Raw genomic sequence first — 20,393 nt, 5'->3', positions numbered from 1 at the left:
AAAAAGGAATGATGAAAAAGTATATAATTTTTAGTTTGATAATGGTGGGTTTAACTGTAACATCATGTCAAGATTATTTAGAAGTAGAAAGTCTCTCCAAAACATCTCAAGATGTACAATTTGGCGATGTTTCTAATGCTACTTCAGCAGTTGTAGCTATCTATGGAGAGCTTATAGGTGATAACGGTTACGGGAACAGGTTAAGTGTAATTTTACCTCAAGGAGCAGATGACTTTGAAACTTCTGGAGATTACAATTGTAATGACCGAAGAGGGATAAGTATGTATGAAGCTTGTTCTTCAAACCCAGAGCTTAACAACCCATTTAAGCAATTATATAGTGGTATAGAAAGAGCAAATTTATGTATAAAATACATTCCTAGTTCTCCAGTGTATCAAAACGGATCGCAAAGCGATGCAGATATGATGGATAGACTCCTGGGGGAAGCTTTAGCATTAAGAGCACAATTTTACTATGAGTTAATTAGAAACTGGGGTGATGTTCCTTTTCAAGATAAGCCTTCTTCAGATTATGAAAACCTTTTCTTAGAAAAAACAGATAGAGATATAATCTATGAGCAAATTATAGCAGATTTAGAAGAAGCTGCTACATATGTGCCATGGAGAACAGAAGCTAATATTCCGCCAACAAGACTATCTAAAGGAGCAATTAAAGGGCTTAGAGCTAGAATAGCATTAGCAAGAGCTGGGTATTCTTTAAGAAGAGATTCTCAACAAATGGAACAAGGTGCTAATCCTCAAGAATACTATGCTATCGCAAGGCAAGAATGTCTTGAAATAATGCAAAATAGTGGTAATCATAGTTTAAATCCAGATTATGAAGATATCTTTAGATCACTTCATGAGGGTAGGGCAGATAATACTAATGAAATTATGTTTGAAGTTGGTGCTTTTGGCGGAAACTCAAAAACAGATAGTAAATTAGGTTATTACAATGGTTTAAGACACGATAGAGCATCTCAATGGAACGGTGGTGCTGGTGTAAATGCTATTCCGGTTTATTTTTATGAATTTAATAGAGTTGATTTAAGAAGAGATGTTACGATTAATATTTTTCAAGTTAATGCTAAAGAAATGACCGTTGTAGCCGCATCTAATAGATGGACAGACGGTAAATTTAGAAAATCTTGGACAGATATTACAGGACCTTCTCAGAACTTAGCAGTGAATTGGCCGATTTTAAGATATGCAGACGTTTTATTAATGTTTGCTGAAGCAGATAATGAAGTTAATAACGGTCCTACTTCTCAAGCTATTGATGCTTTGCAACAAGTTAGAGCTAGAGCTTTTATGGGTAATGAAGATCAAATAGAGCCAATTCCAACTGGTAAACAAGCATTTTTTGATGCTATTGTGCAAGAAAGATATTTAGAGTTTGGAGGCGAAAGTATTCGTAAATACGATTTAATTAGATGGAATTTACTTAATGATAAATTTATAGAGACTAGACAAAAACTCACAGATTTCATGGAAGGAACAGGTCAGTATGCAGGTTACCCTGAAGTAATTTATTACCAAGAAGCGACTTACGATCCTTCACTTTCAGCGCAACAAGTAGTAGAAAATTTAGATATTTTTTTTACAGGAAATGATTCCTCTGCTGTTTTTTATAATGCTACTCCTGATCCATCGCAAGTGCCAGCAGGTTATACCCAAGCACAATGGTTAGATGGTATAACTCCAGAATATATAGATAGTGAGCGTAAAGGATTTATGCAATATTTTGAACCTAACAGAAAAGAGCTGTTGCCAATATATGATGATATTATAAATACAAACTATAACCTAACACAAGATTACGGTTATTAGTAAAAAAGTTAATACTATGAGAACAAACATTATTCATAAAATAAAATTGAGCAATCTGTTAGTGCTGTTTACGTTAATAGCATTAACATGGGCTTGTGAATCAGATGATGATTTTTCAGCTGAAGGAGAAACAAGAATGTTTACTCCTGGTGAAATTAGCGTACAGAGCTATGAAGACCGTGCAGAACTAACTTGGGATGCATCATTATTTACTAGCGGTATACAAGAAATTTATACGGCTCAAGTAGCAGAAGATTCTTTATTTACAACTCCCTCAGAAATTGTTGTAGAGAAACAAACAGATACTTCAGGAGTTATTTTTACAGATCAAGAATTAGAGGTAAGACAGCAATATTATGTTCGTGTAAAAGTGGCTGCGCTAGCAGATCGACCAGAATCAAAATGGAGTGTAAGTAGAGGTTTCAGCATAAGAGGAGTGCAAAAACTTTATCCAGTTTTAAGTCCATCTATTTTGGCTACAAGTGTAAAAGTAAATTGGGAAATTACTGCAGGAGTAACAGAATTTAAATTACAAGAATATACGCAAGATGAAACAGATCCTACGGCCGAAAAAGTTTTGGTAGGAGATCCTTTTTCTATAGAAATTTCAGATGATGAAGCTCAAAACGGGAGTAAAGTTATAGAAAATTTAGACCCCGACACCAAATATAACATAGACCTATATAAAGGTCCTGTAAGTATAGGGTATAGAAGCTTTAAAACCAAAGAAGAGAGTGATTACGCAGCAATTTTAACTCCAGCAGATGATATTGTAACTATCGTAAATAATAGTCAAGATGGTGATGTAATAGGTTTAGAACCGGGTGTTTACGAAACCGGCGGTAGTTCTTTCTTTATTGATGGTAAAACAATTGTAATAGAGTCTATTTCTAATGATCCTAATGATACTAAAATAAACTTTAAAGAATTTACGTTAAACAATTCAGGAGCAGGAATAACGTTAAGAGGTTTAGAGTTAGATGGAACAGATGCAGGAGCATTATACTTAATTAATTTAACTAGTGGTAATGGCAATGGAGATACAGCGGCTTTTACAGATGTGTTTATAGACAATTGTAAAATTCATGATGTTGCGACTAGCGCATTTAGAGCAAATAGAGGTTCAGATGGGGCTTATTCTATGAATACATTTAATATAGATTATTCTACATTTTACGATTTTGCACCTGGTAATTATGCTTTTTTACATGCAGAAGAATTAGTGGTAAACGAAGTTAATTTATCAAATTCAACTTTCTATAGAACTGGAGATTTATTCATTAGGTACAGAAAAGAAGTTTCTGCCTCTCCAGTTTTTAACATTAATTATTGTACAATAAATAGTATTGGTTTTGCAGATAATTATACTCTTTTAGATGTTAACGATGTGCAATTTAGCTTCAACTTTAAGAATAATATTTTAGCAAATATTCCAAGACCAGGAGGTACTGCTAGAGAAGATTTAATCAGAATGAGTAATGCAACTTCATCAGCCTCATTCACTTTTAATAATTTTTTTAATTTAACTAATGGAGATGTAGATGATCCTCAACCGGTCACTATACCAGAACAAAGTTTTATTACACAAGAAAATATTTTCAACGTAGATTTAGGATGGGATGATTCTACTACAGATTTTACACTTCCATCAGATTCAGAATTACAAAATGCTTCTTCTACAGGAGGAGCTATTGGAGACCCTAAATGGTGGTTTTAATTAGTTATCTAACATTGAAGGCTTATTGCTTTAGTTTTTATTAGCCATTCAGTTTTTATAAACTGTAACTCTAACCAATAAGCATTCTCATAATTTTCCTCTATAGATGTAAATTTACGTATCAATGTAAAGAGCTCTATAGAGGATTTTTTTAAATCATAATTAATAGAATATGATCAATCAAAAACAAATACAAAATTCAATTTTTTTATTAATCAATATTTTATTTTTCATGGTGGCCTATGGTCAACAGAAAGCTTTTCCTACCGCAGAAGGATTTGGTCAATTTACTACTGGTGGTCGCGGAGGCTTAGTTTATAAGGTTACCAATTTAAAAGATGATGGAGAAGGGAGTTTAAGAAAAGGCATATTAAAAGATACCGTTAGAACAATTGTTTTTGAAGTTTCAGGAACGATAGAACTTAACTCTTCATTAGATATTAATCACGGTAATCTTTCTATACTTGGTCAAACAGCTCCTGGAGAGGGAATAACGATAAAAGGATATCCTGTAAAAGTGAAGGCAGATAATGTAATAATTAGATATATGCGCTTTAGAATGGGAGATGAAAATGGAGTAGAAGATGATGCTTTAGGTGGGCGTGAACTAAAGAATACAGTCATCGATCATTGTTCCATAAGTTGGGCAACCGATGAAAATGCATCTTTTTATTGGACAGAAAATTTCACCATGCAATACTGTATTATTTCAGAAGCATTAAATGAGTCTGTACATCATAAAGGTAATCACGGTTACGGTGCGATTTGGGGAGGTGTAAATGCATCATTTCATCATAATTTAATTGTAAGTAATAACAGCAGAAATCCAAGATTTGGAGGTTCTAAGAGTGTTCCTAATTCTTCTCACGAATTTGTAGACTTTAGAAATAACGTAATTTTTAATTGGGGAGACAATAGTATTTATGGAGGAGAAAAAGGTAAATATAATATTGTAAATAATTACTTTAAATCTGGTCCTGCAACAACATCATCTAAAACAGATAGAATTATAGGTCCGTCGCAACCCTATGGTAAATTTTATATTAAAGGAAATCACATAGTAGGTTTTCCTGAAATTACTAAAGATAATTGGAATGGAGGAGTGCAAGGAGAAAATATTTTGGAAGCAAAAAAAGAAGAAGAATACGCTATCCATAATAATATAAAAACTCAAACCGCTTTAAATGCTTACGAAAACGTACTTAAAAATTCAGGAGCTAGTTTAGCAAGAGATGTAGTAGATCAAAGAATAGTGTACGAAGTGCGTACAGGTAAAACTACTTACGGTAACGGTATCATCGATTCTCAAGAAGACGTTGGCGGATGGCCAATACTTAGGAAAGGAAAATCTTTAACAGATTCAGATGGCGATGGCATGCCAGATGAATGGGAAAGAAAAAATGAATTATTGGTAACCGGTAATGATGCCAATAATTTCGATTTAGATAAAAATTATACCAATTTGGAGGTATATACCAATCAGTTAATTCATCAAAAAGACACAGCTAGTAAAGCTTACGATTTTATAGTAGCTAAAGATGGAACTGGTGATTTTGATAATTTAACCCAATTGATAAATAATTTACCAAACTTTAGAAAAAATGAAACTAAGGTTTATATAAAAAATGGAGTTTATAAAGAAAAATTGGTACTACCTTCTTCTAAAACCCATATCACTTTTGTAGGTGAAAATAAAGAAAAAACCATACTTACTTATGATGATTATGCAACTAAACTTAATGATTTTGGGGAAGAAATAGGAACTACAGGTTCTACCTCATTTTTTGTATTAGCAAATCATTTTAAAGCAAAAAACCTAACTTTCGAAAACAGTGCAGGACCTATTGCGCAAGCAGTTGCTGTTAGAGTAGATGGTGATCAAGTAATTTTTGAAAATTGTAATTTTTTAGGAAATCAAGATACACTTTATCTACATGGTAAAGAAAGCAGACAATATTACAATAACTGCTATATAGAAGGGACTGTAGATTTTATTTTTGGTTGGTCTGTAGGGTTGTTTACAAATTGCCAAATTCATAGTAAATCTCCAGGTTATGTGACTGCAGCTTCTACTAGTAAAGGTGCAGAGTACGGTATGGTATTTAAAAAGTGTAATTTTACAGGAGATACAGAAAAAAATACGGTCTATTTAGGAAGACCTTGGAGAGATTATGCCCAAACGGTACTCATTAATTGTAGCTTAGGTGAACATATAAAAACTGAAGGTTGGCATAATTGGAATAAACCTGAAGCTGAAAAAACTTCTTTTTATGCCGAATACAACTCATCTGGGCAAGGTGCTTCAAATCAACGGGTCAAGTGGGCTAAAAAAGTTTCTAAAAACGACTTAGAAAAATACACTTTATCTAAAATGATCGGAATTTAATCTTGTAACAAGATGGGATGATATATTTTAGTTTACTAATAATTGCAGGCGTTTATTAGTAGATCAATAATTTTAAGATTAAAAATTATGTTAATTCATAAAGCTTTTATATTTTAGTGCAATCGATTACAAAATTAAACTCACCTATGAAATTTATAAAATTTACTTCCTTATTTTTCTTCACATTAATAATGTTATTTAGCTCGTGTAAAGAGCAAAAAAAAACTATTGCTAAAGAAAGCGATTCTGAAGAAAATCAAAATGAAATCGTTGAGAATTCAGTTTGGGAAAAAGCAGATCAAATCGTATCTTCTATTGTAATTCCACAATTTCCAGATAAAGATTTTCTAATTACAGATTTTGGAGCTGTAGCAGATGGAAAGACTAATAATTCTGTAGCTTTTAAAAAAGCAATTGCAGCTTGTTACAAGTCAGGAGGCGGTAAAGTTATCGTTCCTGAAGGGAAATACTTAACAGGACCAATTCATTTAAAAAGTAATGTTAATCTTCATTTAAAAGAAGGAGCAGAAGTTTTATTCAGTAAAAATAAAGCAGATTATTTGCCAGTAGTTCATACTTCTTATGAAGGTGTGGAGCTCATGAATTATTCTCCGTTAATATATGCTTATCAACAAAAAAATATAGCCATAACCGGTAAAGGTACTTTTAATGGTCAAGCCAGTAATGAAAATTGGTGGCCTTGGTGTGGAGCTGAGCGTTATGGACACAAAGAAGGTATGGCACAACAAAAAGATGAAGCTAATTTGCCTGCCTTAAGAAAAATGAATGAGGCTGGTGTACCTGTTAATGAACGAGTATTTGGTGAAGGTCACCAACTAAGACCTTTATTTTTAGAGCCTTTTGAGTGTGAAAATGTTTTAATTTCTGGCGTAACTTTTACTAATGCGCCATTCTGGGTAATTCATCCTATTAAATCTAATTCGGTAACCGTAGACGGTGTTACTGTAAATAGTCACGGTCCCAATAATGATGGTTGTGATCCCGAATACAGTAAAAATGTTCGTATAGCAAATTGTTTATTTAACACAGGTGATGATTGTATTGCCATTAAATCTGGAAGAAATGAAGACGGAAGAAGAGTAGCTATTCCAAGTGAAAATATTGTCATCGAAAATTGCGTTATGAAAGATGGTCATGGCGGCGTTGTGATGGGAAGCGAAATTTCTGCAGGAGTTAGAAATGTTTTTGTTAGAGATTGTAAAATGGATAGTCCTAATCTAGATCGTGCCATTAGAATAAAAACAAATACACTAAGAGGTGGTTTTGTAGAAGATATTTACGTAAAAGATTTATGGGTAGGAAGTGTAAAAGAAGCAGTTTTAAAAATTAATACACATTACGGTATTTATGATAATCAAGAAGGTGAATTTATGCCTAGCATTAAAAATATTTATTTAGAAAACGTAACGGTAAAAAATGGAGGTAAATATGGTATTTTAATTACCGGTAGAGAAGAGTCTCCTGTAAAAAATGTAAACTTTACCAACGTAGTGATTAATGATGTAAAAGAAATTCAATCTGTAGAACACGCAGAAAAAATTAATTTTAAAAACACTAAAATTAATAACCAAGAAATGAAATGATTCCCCAAAAAGTTAACTAACTAAACTATTTAAAATGTATAAAAAACTATCAAAAGCTAAGCTGTCGATTATTTTTTCGGTAATTTTTTTCATCACCGGATATCAGGTAATGGCACAAGATTTAAAAACGATACAAGGAACAATAACGTCGGCAGAAGATGGAATGCCGTTGCCAGGTGTAAATGTTTTCGTAAAAGGAACAAGCTATGCAGCAATCACAGATTTTGATGGTAAGTTTTTATTAGACGTGCCTCAGAATTCGGTTATTACAATTAGTTTTGTGGGCTTTGTTACGAAAACGATTGAAGTTTCAGAAGACTCTAATTTCAATATTGTTTTAGAAACAGATGTAGAAGCATTGAATGAAATTGTAGTTGTAGGTTACGGCTCGGTAAAGAAAACGGATTTAACTGGAGCCGTAGGGAGTGTGGGTTCAGATGATTTGACCGAGAGGAATATGACAAATCCTCTTGAAGCCTTACAAGGTAACGTACCTGGTGTTCAGATTAGTAATTCTACTGGTCGTATTGGAGATGGATTTGATATTGTTGTAAGAGGTAAAAATTCTTTTGGTGATAATCAACCTTTATTTGTAGTAGATGGTGTGCCTACAGATAATATCGATTTTCTAAATCCTCAAGATATAGAACGTATGGATATTTTAAAAGATGCATCTTCGACAGCAATATATGGCTCTAGAGGTACAAATGGGGTGGTTATAGTTACGACAAAAAATGGTGCAGGAGCAAAATCAGGATTTAATGTATCTTTAGAAAGCTTTTTTGGAGTTAAGGAAGTAGCTCGATTACCTAATATGATGTCACCAGATAAATGGTGGCAATATCACCAATCTGCTTACTTAGAAACAGCAGCAATAGATCCTAATACTGGAGCCGTCTCTGCTGAGACTCTAGCTAATGCCGTTGGTGGTGGTGGTGACAATGCAGAATTGTTTAGAAGAGTAGCCGATGGAGATTCTTTTGATTGGTATGATGCTGTTTTGAAAAGTGGTTATCAGCAAAATACTTATTTAAATGTATCTGGGCGTTCAGATAATGGAATGGGATATAATTTAGGGTTAGGTTATCAAAAAGAAACAGGGAATATTGAAAATGAAGAGTTAGAAAAATATACTTTAAAATTAGGGTTAGATCATACCGTAAATGATAAATTTTCTTTTGGAACAAATTTAACAATTACAAAAACAGATCAAAATTTAGGGAGTAGTGTAGCGATGAGAGACGCTTTTCGTTTAAACCCTTATTTAAATCCTTATGGTTTAGATGGAGAACTTTTTCCATTACCAGGTAAGTTAACAGATGATAATGGGGATTTTATAATTAATAAAACAAGTACATACAACCCTTTATTAGAAATAGCTAATTCTACTAATGAGATTCAAAGATGGAATATTATAGCAAGTAGCTATTTTCAATTTAATTTTAATGATTGGCTATCATTCAAGTCTACTTTTTCTTCGGGTTTAAATCAAAATAGAAGAGGTCAAGCGTGGGGAGCACTTACAGATACTGGTGCAAATAATAGAAATTTGCCTTCAGCAGAAATTGAAAAAAATCAAAATTTTAATTACACGTGGGATAATCAGATTAATATTGATAAAAAAATTGGGGAAGATCATAGTTTTAATTTTTTAGGGCTTTTTAGTCAATATTCAGATGAAACAGAATCTTCTTTTCAAAGTTCTAGATTTATGCCTTTTGAAACTAGCTTTTATAATATAGGTAGTGGTGAACAAAGTACTTTTAATTTAGGTACAGGCTTTATTAAACAAACAATTACATCTTACGCTTTAAGATTAAATTATTCATTTAAAGAGCGATATTTGTTAACTTTAACAAATCGCTGGGATGGCTCATCGGTACTTTCAGAATCTAAGCGTTGGGATTCATTTCCATCTGCAGCAGTGGCTTGGAAAATTTTAGAAGAAGATTTTTTTAAAAATCAAAACACATTATCTAATCTAAAACTTAGATTAAGTTATGGATTTACAGGAAATAATAACATATCACCATATTCTTCTAAAAATTTGTTGAATTCACAAGTTTTTTATGACTTCAATGGCAATGCTAATAATGGGTGGGTTCCTAATAGGCTTGCAAATTCAAGCTTAGACTGGGAGAGAACTCGTGAGTTTAATGCTGGTGTAGATTTTGGATTCTTAAATAGCAGAATCGTAGGTAGCTTAGATATTTACGATAGACTATCTAAAGATATTTTATTTGAACAAGATCTGCCATTAGAAACAGGATATCCTTTTATAAATGCAAATGTTGGTTCGGTAAGTAATAAAGGTTTAGAGTTAAGCTTAACCACTAGAAATATACAAACTCCTGATGTTTCATGGTCTACAACATTCACATTTACTAAAAATACGAATGCGGTTGAATCTATTTATGGACAGAGTGAAATAGATGATATTGGTAATAATTTATTTATAGGAGAATCACTTGATGCTCATTACAATTATCAATTTACAGGAATATGGCAAGCAGATGAAGCGGAACAGGCGGCAGGTTATGGTATGGAAGAAGGTCAAGAAAAGTTAAGAGATGTTAATGGTGACGGTAGATATACAGCTAATGAAGATCGAGTGATATTAGGATCTTCTAATCCAGATTGGTCAGGTAGTTTATTTACAAGTTTAAAAGTTAAAAACTTTGATTTATCTGCATCTGTAATTACAAATCAGGGAGTTTTAGTTTATAGTGAATTTCATTCTAATTTCGCAAATACTCGAGATCGCGGGAGGCAAAAACTAGATATTAATTGGTATATGCCAGAAAACGATGCAGGTCTAGCAGCTCAAACTTCAAATAGTTATCCTCAACCTAGAAATGAAGGAAACTTTTGGAGAAATAATGGGGTAGGTTATTATCATGATGCATCCTTTGTGAAAGTTAAAAATATTGCTTTAGGATATAATTTTAAAGATAAAATTCTAACGAAATTAAAATTAGAAAAGCTTAGAGTGTATGCAAATGTTCTTAATCCATTTGTCTTTACTAAGTATGAAGGTTACGATCCAGAATGGGCTTCGGCTCCTTTAAATACAGGGCGTACAAGTTCAATAACATACCAATTTGGTTTTAACTTAAAATTTTAAGAGAAATGAAAAAGATTAAACATATAGCTACAGCATTATTTTTGGGACTTTCATTAAATTCTTGTCAAGATTTTTTAGAAGAAGATGTAAGATCTAATGTATCTTCAGAATTTTATAATACTTCAGAAGGATTCGATTTAATAGTAAATTCTAATTATTCACAATTAAGAGAAATATTCGGGAATGAGCCTTGGCTTTTTTCCGCAGGAACAGATATGTACGCAGAAGGTAGAGATGCAGAGCCACCAGGATTGAGTCAATACACACAACTTGATGCTAATTCTGAAGGTGTAGCTCATCTCTATAGTAGTTGTTTTAGAGCTATACAATTAGCAAATACAGCTATATTTTATTCAGAAACGACGGAAGAATCTCCTGTAAAGCAAAACAGAATAGGAGAAGTGAAATTTTTAAGAGCTCACGCTTATTTTTTACTAGTTCAAACATATGGAGGTGTTAGTATTGTAACCGATTATATTGAAGAACCTATTTTAGAATTTGATCGTGATTCTGCAGAAGATGTTTATAGCTTTATAATTTCAGAACTTGAAGAATCGTTAGATTTAGTTGAGGATAACATGCTAAGCGCAAGAGTTAATAGAAGAGCTGTTGAGCATTATTTAGCTAAAGTTTATTTAACACGCGGCTATGAAAGTTTTGGTTCTAGCTCAGATTTTGCAACAGCAGCAAGTTATGCAGATGATGCAATTGCAGGAGAAGGTTTAACCATTTCCTTTTCAGAATATTGGTTACCAGATACAGAATATACTATAAAACCAGGTACTATATTTTCAGTACAATATGATGAAAGTTCTACTAATCAAGATCCTTTTAAATTAGGACATATGCAATCAAGCTATTTTGGTCCATATCAAGGCGGTAGTGAAATAGCAGGTGATGCACCTTATAGAACTTATACTTTATGTCCTACGCAATATGCTATAAATTTATTTACAGAAGAGGATGAAAGGTGGCATGCAACATTTATGCAAGAAGTCTATGAGCGCTATTTTGACTTTTATGATTTTGAAGATACATCTAGCTTAAATGTAGCGCATTATTATGCTGCTGCTTGGGAAAACTCTCAACAATTCGAAAACGATTATCAAACAGAGCATCCAGAAGCTACTTTTCATTCTTTTGGTTCTTATGTACCCTCCATTAATCCTAACAACGATTATCAAACCATTCCAGTTAAGAAATTTGATGACCCAGCAGCTCCATTTGGTGAAAAAACAAATAGACGAGATATAGTACTTGCAAGATTGGCAGAAACCTATTTAATAGCTGCAGAAGCTTATTTACAAGCAGGAAATGCTGCTATAGGATTACAACGTCTAAATGTAGTAAGAGAAAGAGCAGGAGTAAGTGATGCTAGCCCAGCAGATTTTGATATCAATTATATTTTAGATGAAAGAGGTAGAGAACTTTTAGGAGAGTACCATAGGTGGTTTGATTTGAAGCGTACTGGAACTTTAGTAGAAAGAGCATCTATGTATCACTACCTTATAGAACCTGGGAATTTTATCGGTGCTAACGGAGAGTTAAAAATTTTAAGACCAATACCTCAGTCTGCATTAGATCTTAATCAAAATAATAATTTCCCACAAAACCCAGCATACCAATAAAAAAATCTCAAAATAATTTGATGTTAAATTAGCTACTAAAGAGGGGTGTTGCAAATCATACAAATTCCTTTTTTACAAAAAATACTTATGAAAAAAATAATATTGTCTATTTTTCTTACATCATTCATCATATTAAATAGTTGTAAGGAAGAAAAAAAAGATTCTCAAAACGAAGAAGTAAATAAGCTGAGTCTATCTTTAGAAGAAGATGCTTGGCAAAAACCTAATAAAGATGCCAAAACTTATGCAGAACTTTCTATACGAAAAGGTGACAATTGGGAGCCTAAAAAATTTGGAGGAGGAGAATTTAAAAATGTTGAATCTCTAGAGTTGCCGGAAGGACATTCAGATCACGCCTACTATATTCGTTACGAAGGTCCAGGTTGGGAAAATAGCCAAGTTGGTTTTAGAATGTATCTCGATTGGAGAAACGCTATAGATATTTGGGGAAAAAAAATAGATACACTCGTTTTACCTTATGTAGGACAAAAGAATTACGAAGATTATCATCACGATTCTGCTTGGGGGCAAGATATTCTTAAAGCCGGTAAATCATTAGGATTAGGCGGATATGGTAGATTTATAAATGATTCGGTAGCACATTTTAGAAATGTTGCAAGAACAGTGGCTTCTGTAAAAAATACATCAACTAGTTCTTCTGTAAATATTAATTATGATGGATGGAAAACAGGAAAAGAAACCATCAATTTAGAAGCAAAATTTACCATTTATCCAACCGATCGTTACTCAAAAATATCTTTAAAGCCTTCAGACGAAATAGAGGGTTTAACCACGGGAATCGTAAAATTTAAGGATATAGAATTAATTAAAAATAAAAATGAGGATTGGGGTTATATAGCTACTTACGGTACGCAAACTTTAGTAAGTGATGAAGATCAATTAGGAATGGCTATTTTTTATAAAACTTCAGAAATAGAAAAAATTCAAGAAGGACCGCACGATCACTTGGTAATTTTTAAACCTACCATAAACCGAGTTTCTTATTACATTCTAGCAGCTTGGGAACAAGAGAAAAAGGGAATAACGACTAAAGAAGCTTTTGTGAAAGATTTAGAAATCAAATTAAATACGCTTCAGCAAAACGGAAAATTACAGTAAAATGAAAAAAAGGGAATTTAGTTTTATTACAAGCTCAATAACTATTATAGTTATGGTTTTAATAATTTTTGCTTGTAAAAATAAAAATGAAGAGAAAGTTGATAAAGCTGAAAACGAATCAGTAACAGCAACTAATGAAATGATGATTTCAGAAAATCTAAAGTGGTCAGAACGCATGATGCTTTCAGAGATCGAAAGATTTCCAGAAGCATCAAAACTTGACTTTAGAGACAAACCTAAATGGAGTTATACAAATGGTTTAGTACTAACTGCGGCTAAACGAGTTTATGATGAAACCAAAGATGAAAGGTTTTATAACTATATCTACAATTACGCTGATACGATGATTACTGATAAAGGTGAAATTAGAACTTACGATATCGAAAAGCAAAACTTAGATATGCTTAAATCTGGAGACGTATTACTTTACTTATATCCTAAGACTAAAGAAGAACGTTTTTTAATCGCATTAAAAACATTAAAAAAACAAATTGAAACTCAACCTAAAACTTCAGATGGAGGGTTTTGGCATAAAAAAAGATATACACATCAAATGTGGTTAGATGGGTTGTATATGGCAGAACCTTTTTATGCGCATTATACTAGAATGTTTAGTGAAGGAGACGAAGCGCAAAAAGCTTTTGATGAAATTGTTAGGCAATTTGATCTTATTCAAAAACATACTTTAGATAAAGAAACCGGATTATTATATCACGGTTGGGATGAGAGTAGAGAGCAAAAATGGGCTAATAAAGAAACCGGAACTTCCCCTAACTTTTGGTCTCGTGCAATGGGTTGGTACGGTATGGCATTAGTCGATGTATTAGATTTTTTACCAGAGAGTCAAAAAGGTAGAGAGCGATTAATTAACTATTTACAGCAATATGCAGATGCAGTAATTAGCGTTCAAGATAGAGAAACTGGGTTATGGTATCAAGTATTAGATCAACCCAAAAGAGACGGTAATTATCTAGAAGCTACTGGTTCAGCAATGTTTGTTTACGCTTTAGCTAAAGCGGTTAATAAAGGTTACTTACCAGAAAAGTACTTAGAAATTGCAAATAAAGGCTACCAAGGAATTATAGATAACCTAATTGAAGTTGAAGATAATGGAATGGTTAACCTTACGCAATGTTGTGCGGTAGCAGGTCTTGGCGGTGATCCTTACAGAGATGCTTCATTTGAATATTATGTCAATGAAGAAATTCGTTCTAACGATCCCAAAGGAACAGGACCTTTTATCATGGCAAGTTTAGAGTTGAACAAATAAATTTTTTCATTTGAAATTAAATAAATACATAGCAATAATAGCATTAGGAATCGTTACTTTTTCTCAGGCACAAACTACAGAAAATTATATTTCTGATGTTTGGGTTGCAGACCAAGGTGACGGCACCTATACCAACCCAATTTTACACGCCGATTATTCAGATCCAGATGTAGCTCGAGCAGGAGAAGATTATTATATGACCGCTTCTAGTTTTAATGCTGCACCAGGTTTACCTATTCTGCATTCTAAAGATATGGTGAATTGGGAGTTAATCAATTATGCGCTTCCAAAACAAGTTCCAGTAGATCATTTTGAAACTCCACAACATGGTAACGGAGTTTGGGCACCAGCAATTAGATATCATAATGATGAATTTTATATCTATTGGGGAGATCCAGATTTCGGAATTTATATGGTGAAAACCAAAGATCCCGCTGGTGAATGGGAAGATCCAGTATTAGTGATGAAAGCTAAAGGCGCTATTGATCCTTGTCCGCTTTGGGATAAAGATGGTAAAGCATATTTGGTTCACGCTTGGGCAGGAAGTCGTGCTGGTGTAAAAAGTTTATTAACCGTGCATAAAATGTCTCCCGACGGAACCAAAGTTTTAGATGAAGGGCGTCACGTTTTTGATGGTCACGAAGATCACGACACGGTAGAAGGTTCTAAATTTTATAAGCGAAATGGCTATTATTATATTTTTGCTCCTGCAGGTGGGGTTTCAACTGGGTGGCAACTAATTCTTCGCTCTAAAAATATCTATGGTCCTTATGAAGAAAAAGTAGTACTAGAGCAAGGAAGTACAAAAATTAACGGTCCGCATCAGGGCGCGTGGGTAGAAACTCCAAACGCAGAAGATTGGTTTTACCATTTTCAAGATAAAGATGCTTACGGCAGAATTGTGCATTTACAACCGATGAGTTGGGAAAACGATTGGCCAGTAATGGGAGAAGATCAAGATGGTAACGGTGTTGGAGAGCCAGTTTTTCAGTATAAAAAACCTAATGTAGGAAAATCTTATAAAATAGTCACTCCTAAAGAAACCGATGAATTTACCAGTGATAGCTTAGGGATTCAATGGCAATGGAATGCGAATCCAAATGTATTATGGCACGCTAAGTTGCCTGGTAATGATTATTTACGATTATTTAGTATAGCTCAGCCTGAAAAGGCTACAAATTTATGGGATGTTCCCAACTTATTATTACAGAAATTTCCCGCACCAGAATTTACGGCAAATTCTAAAATTACGCTAATTCCTGAAGATGCTAAGATGCAGCGTAAAGCAGGTTTCATCGTAATGGGTAGAGATTACTTTACGCTTACCATTACTCAAAAGAATGATAAATTCTATTTGCAACAAACCGAAGCAATAAATGCCGACAAGGGTTCCGTAGAAAAAGTTTTAGAAGAGAAAAAACTAAAATCGAATACCGTATATGTAAAATTGGAAGTTTCTGGTTCAGATGCTAAATGTCAGTTTATGTATAGTGAGAATGGCAAACGTTATAAAAAAATAGGTAAACCTTTTAAAGCTCGAGTAGGAAAATGGATTGGAGCCAAAGTTGGTTTGTTCAGTATTAGTTCAGCTGGTGCTAAACGAGGAGGCTATGCCGATGTTGAATATTTTAGAATTACTAAATAGAAGAAATGAATCAGTTAAAGAAAATTGTAATTATTATTTGTGCCGCTTTTTTTGCGCAGAGTTGTGCTGAAGAAATGAAAGAATCTTCTAAAGAATCTAATGAAGAGGAAATAACTCAAGAGGAAACTGCTCAAACTATATTTTTAATAGGAGATTCTACAATGGCAAATTATGCAGATGATTACGAACCTGGCAAGGATTATATGGAAACGAGGTATCCGGTTACCGGCTGGGGACAAGTATTTCAGCAATTTTTTGTAAAAGATAGTTTAGCTGAAGTAAAAAACATCATCCAAACCGATTCTGTTATTGTAGATGATCGTGCTCGTGGAGGAAGAAGTACACGAACTTTTTTTCAGGAAGGAAGATGGCGTGGAGTATTTGAAGATTTACAAGAAAACGATATAGTGATTATACAATTTGGTCACAATGACGCTGCTGAAAATAAAACAGAACGTTATGTGAATATTGAAGGCTATAAAGAATTTTTGAGACTTTTCGTAAGTCAGTCTCGGGAGAAAGGAGCTACTCCAATTATTTTAACTCCAGTCGCTAGAAATTATCCTTGGGAAGATGGCCATTTACAAAATGTACACGGAGATTACGATCAGGCTCCAAAAGATCTTGCTGAAGAAATGCAGGTAGAATTAATTGATCTAAATCAGCTTTCGATGGATTACTTTTCAAAAAAAGGCAAAGATTTTGTAACTGAAAATTACTTTATGAATTTACCTGCGGGTAAATATGAAGCTTATCCTGATGGTCAAGATGATAACACTCATTTTCAGCCAAAAGGGGCAGAAGCAATTGCACAATTGGTATTTAACGAGTTGAAGAAAATTAATACAAAATAATGTACAGGAAAATCATTAAAAATTACATTGTTGTGTTTGTAACTTTGGTGATGGGGGGAAGCACTTTTGCTCAGAAAAAAGTAGAAGTTCGCCCCTATACCATTGCTACTACAGTAGATAAATACAAAAAAGAGTATCCGTTTATTAAAGGTATCAAGCCTTTGGAGTCAAAACAATTTTTAGCTGAAGAAGACATTGCATATAAAGAAACAGAAACCTCAGTTTTAAAACTAGATGTGTATTACCCATCTGGAAAAACTAATGAAAACTGTCCGGGTGTGTTGTTAATTCACGGCGGCGGATGGATCTCTGGAAGTAAAGAAAATCAGCGCATCATGGCGCAACATTTAGCCGATAATGGCTTTGTAGCGGTAACTGCTTCTTATCGATTAAGTCCGGAAGCAAAATATCCAGCGGCGGTAATCGATTTGAAAGATGCTTTACGGTGGATGCGAAAAAATGCTAAAACTTATAAGTTGAATCCGAATAAGATTGCCGTTTTAGGCACTTCCGCAGGAGCGCAATTAGCGACTTTAGTTGGGGTAACGCCTAATTCAGAATTGTATGATGAAGAAGATAAAACTATTAGTTCAGAAATTCAAGCGATCGTAAATGTAGATGGTATTGTTTCATTTGTTCACCCTGATGCTGATGCTGAAGGTGAAATTGCAGGACTTTGGCTAGGTGGTATGAGAAACGAAAATTATAAAAACTGGAAAGAAGCTTCACCGTTAGAATATGTAGGAGAAAATACTCCGCCTACTTTATTTATCAATAGTTCCATGCCAAGATTTCACGCAGGTCGCGACGATATGATTAAAATTTTAGATAAAAACAATATTTATTCTGAAGTTCATACTTTAGACGGTTCGCCACATTCCTTTTGGTTATTAGAACCTTGGTTTGAACCTACCGTAGATTTTACAGTTGCTTTTTTAAACAAAATATTTAAAAATTAACGATGAAGAAATTACTACCCATATTCGCATTATTATTAATAGTTCAATGTGCTATCGCTAAAGATCCATATCTTAAGTTAACGGTGGCTCAAGATGGAAGTGGCGATTTCAAAACCATTCAAGAAGCGGTAAATTCTACTCGAGATTTAGGTCCTGGTGAAGTTGAAATATTTATCAAAAAAGGAACTTATCAAGAAAAATTGGTGATTCCCAGTTGGAAGCATCAACTTACTTTAATTGGAGAAAGCAAAGAAAATACCATCATAACAGGTAGTGATTATTCCGGTAAAATCGATTCTGTTACTGGTAAAGAATTATCAACATTTACTTCCTCTACGGTTTTAGTTCAAGGCGACGATATCCATTTTAGAAATTTAAGTGTTCAAAATACGTGGTGTAATCGTGGTCAGGCAGTAGCTCTTCACGTAGAAGGAGATCGTTTTATTGCTGAAAACTGTAAGTTATTAGGCTGTCAAGATACATTATATACAGCAACAGAAAGTAGTCGCCAATATTATAAAAATTGTTATATCGAAGGAACAACCGATTTTATTTTTGGTGAATCCACTTGCGTTTTTGAAGATTGTACAATTAAAAGTTTATATAATTCTTATATTACCGCAGCAGCCACACCCCAAAATCAGGAATTTGGTTATGTTTTTTTTAACTGTAATTTAATTGCAAAAGATGGGATAGATAAAGTTTACTTAGGTAGACCTTGGCGTTCGTATGCAAAAACCGTTTTTATCAATTCAATTTTAGGAGATCATATTGTAGAAAAAGGCTGGGATCCTTGGAGGGGTGATAAAATGTTTCCGCAAAAAGAAAAAACTACTTTTTACGCAGAGTATAATAGTAAAGGAGAAGGGGCTTCACCAAAAACCAGAGTAAGCTGGTCGCATCAATTAAGTAAAAAAGAAGTGAAAAAATATACACTAGAAAACATATTCTCCATAACTAATAATTCTTGGAGTCCAATTCAATAGTATTAACCTAAAATAACTTAAAATGAGAATCTCAAATCTTATAAAATTTAAATTGTGCTTGTTGGCAATATTAGCTATCCTAAGCTCTTGTGAATCTGTAGATGATAATTATAGTGATGGTTCTGTTTGGTCGGGCTATCAAGATCCAGATGAACCTACCCAGCCTATTGCTGTAAACGTAAATAGCGCTGAAGGATTAAGAGATGCTTTATTAGCAGCTAATGCTGGAGATTCAATTATCGTAGCTGCAGGAAATTATGAATTTAGTGCACCATTATCTGTATTAGCCTCAGGAACTGAAAATGAGCCGATTGTTGTCATGGCTCAGGGTGAAAGACCTCTACTAGATTTTTCTGTGATGGAAGAGAATGCTTCTAATAGAGGTTTTAATTTAGACCAAGATTACTGGAAGATAAAAGGTATAATTATCGAAGGTGCTGGTGATAACGGTATGGTTATTAGTGGAAGCAATAATATTATCGAATTTTGTGATTTCAGAAGAAATAAAGATACAGGACTTCAGATTGGTAATGGAGGTGCAAATAATTTGATATTAAATTGTGACTCATATTTCAATGCAGATTCTTCTATCGAAAATGCCGATGGATTTGCTTGTAAATTAGATGCAGGAACTGGTAATAAATTTGAAGGATGCCGTACTTGGAATAATTTAGATGATGGTTGGGATGGTTATTTAAGAGATAACGATAATATTACAACCACTTATATGAATTGTTGGGCGATTAATAATGGATACCTAGAGGACGGAACACCAGGCTTAGGTGATGGAAACGGATTTAAAACGGGAGGTAGTGATGATAAAGATTTAAGCCATAATGCTTTGTATATTAGGTGTCTTGCGGTTGGTAATATTTACGATGGTTTTGACCACAATAGTAACAGAGGCACAGTAACTATTTACAATTGTTCAGCCTACGGTAATGGAAGAAATTACGCATTTAGTAGTACAAATCCTCTTCAAGAGTTAATTATTAAAAACGCTATTTCTTTTAATGGGGCTAATAGTTTTGATGCTACTACCACAAATATTTCTAATAATAGTTGGAACGATGGTTTATCGGTATCTGAAGAAGATTTTGAAAGTTTAATGGCAGAAGAATTAACAAATCCACGTCAAGCAGATGGTAGCTTACCAGAAGTGACTTTTATGAATTTAGTTTCAGGAAGCGATTTAATAGACGCCGGATTAGAAGTAGAAGGGGTAGAGTTTAACGGAGCAGCCCCAGATTTAGGAGCTTTTGAATTTTAAAA

Annotated in this window: 13 protein-coding genes; all 13 read left to right on the top strand. The window is 33.6% G+C overall.

Going from position 1 to position 20,393, the window contains the following annotated elements:
• Positions 1-11 precede the first annotated feature (11 nt).
• The 13 genes from KW502_RS08160 to KW502_RS08100 all read left to right on the top strand — a co-directional run bounded on the left by KW502_RS08160 (position 12) and on the right by KW502_RS08100 (position 20,391).
• A complete protein-coding gene (locus KW502_RS08160; RefSeq protein ID WP_255554177.1) occupies positions 12-1,829 on the top strand; it encodes a RagB/SusD family nutrient uptake outer membrane protein in 1,818 nt (605 codons plus the stop codon).
• Positions 1,830-1,845: 16 nt separating this feature from the next.
• Complete coding sequence (locus KW502_RS08155; protein ID WP_219040057.1) at positions 1,846-3,546, top strand: DUF4957 domain-containing protein; 1,701 nt, start codon at positions 1,846-1,848, stop codon at positions 3,544-3,546.
• A gap of 172 nt (positions 3,547-3,718) precedes the next feature.
• On the top strand, positions 3,719-5,932 hold the full coding sequence (locus KW502_RS08150; RefSeq protein WP_219040056.1) for a pectinesterase family protein: 2,214 nt from the start codon (positions 3,719-3,721) through the stop codon (positions 5,930-5,932).
• A 146-nt stretch (positions 5,933-6,078) separates the two neighbouring features.
• Positions 6,079-7,536: a glycoside hydrolase family 28 protein gene (locus KW502_RS08145; RefSeq protein WP_219040055.1), complete on the top strand. Its 1,458-nt coding sequence runs from the start codon at positions 6,079-6,081 to the stop codon at positions 7,534-7,536.
• 34 nt (positions 7,537-7,570) lie between these two features.
• A complete protein-coding gene (locus KW502_RS08140; protein WP_219040054.1) occupies positions 7,571-10,660 on the top strand; it encodes a SusC/RagA family TonB-linked outer membrane protein in 3,090 nt (1,029 codons plus the stop codon).
• Between the two features lie 5 nt (positions 10,661-10,665).
• Complete coding sequence (locus tag KW502_RS08135) at positions 10,666-12,288, top strand: RagB/SusD family nutrient uptake outer membrane protein (RefSeq protein WP_219040053.1); 1,623 nt, start codon at positions 10,666-10,668, stop codon at positions 12,286-12,288.
• Between the two features lie 87 nt (positions 12,289-12,375).
• The gene (locus tag KW502_RS08130) at positions 12,376-13,407 is read left to right on the top strand and encodes a DUF4861 family protein (RefSeq protein ID WP_219040052.1); all 1,032 of its coding nucleotides are present in this window, start codon (positions 12,376-12,378) and stop codon (positions 13,405-13,407) included.
• A gap of 1 nt (position 13,408) precedes the next feature.
• Complete coding sequence (locus KW502_RS08125; RefSeq protein ID WP_219040051.1) at positions 13,409-14,677, top strand: glycoside hydrolase family 88/105 protein; 1,269 nt, start codon at positions 13,409-13,411, stop codon at positions 14,675-14,677.
• A gap of 10 nt (positions 14,678-14,687) precedes the next feature.
• On the top strand, positions 14,688-16,322 hold the full coding sequence (locus KW502_RS08120) for a glycoside hydrolase family 43 protein (protein ID WP_219040050.1): 1,635 nt from the start codon (positions 14,688-14,690) through the stop codon (positions 16,320-16,322).
• A gap of 5 nt (positions 16,323-16,327) precedes the next feature.
• Positions 16,328-17,176: a rhamnogalacturonan acetylesterase gene (locus tag KW502_RS08115; RefSeq protein WP_255554176.1), complete on the top strand. Its 849-nt coding sequence runs from the start codon at positions 16,328-16,330 to the stop codon at positions 17,174-17,176.
• Positions 17,176-18,135, top strand: coding sequence for an alpha/beta hydrolase (locus KW502_RS08110; protein WP_219040049.1), 960 nt, complete (start codon positions 17,176-17,178; stop codon positions 18,133-18,135). Before KW502_RS08115 ends, KW502_RS08110 begins: the two co-directional genes overlap by 1 nt.
• Positions 18,136-18,137: 2 nt before the next feature.
• The gene (locus tag KW502_RS08105; protein WP_219040048.1) at positions 18,138-19,121 is read left to right on the top strand and encodes a pectinesterase family protein; all 984 of its coding nucleotides are present in this window, start codon (positions 18,138-18,140) and stop codon (positions 19,119-19,121) included.
• 22 nt (positions 19,122-19,143) lie between these two features.
• Positions 19,144-20,391, top strand: a complete 1,248-nt coding sequence (locus tag KW502_RS08100) for a right-handed parallel beta-helix repeat-containing protein (RefSeq protein ID WP_219040047.1) — start codon at positions 19,144-19,146, stop codon at positions 20,389-20,391.
• The last annotated feature ends 2 nt before the right edge of the window (positions 20,392-20,393 follow it).

This window comes from Mesonia aestuariivivens (assembly GCF_019311235.1).
Classification (GTDB): Bacteria; Bacteroidota; Bacteroidia; order Flavobacteriales; family Flavobacteriaceae; genus Mesonia; species Mesonia aestuariivivens.
This window is presented reverse-complemented; position numbering and strand designations above follow the sequence as displayed.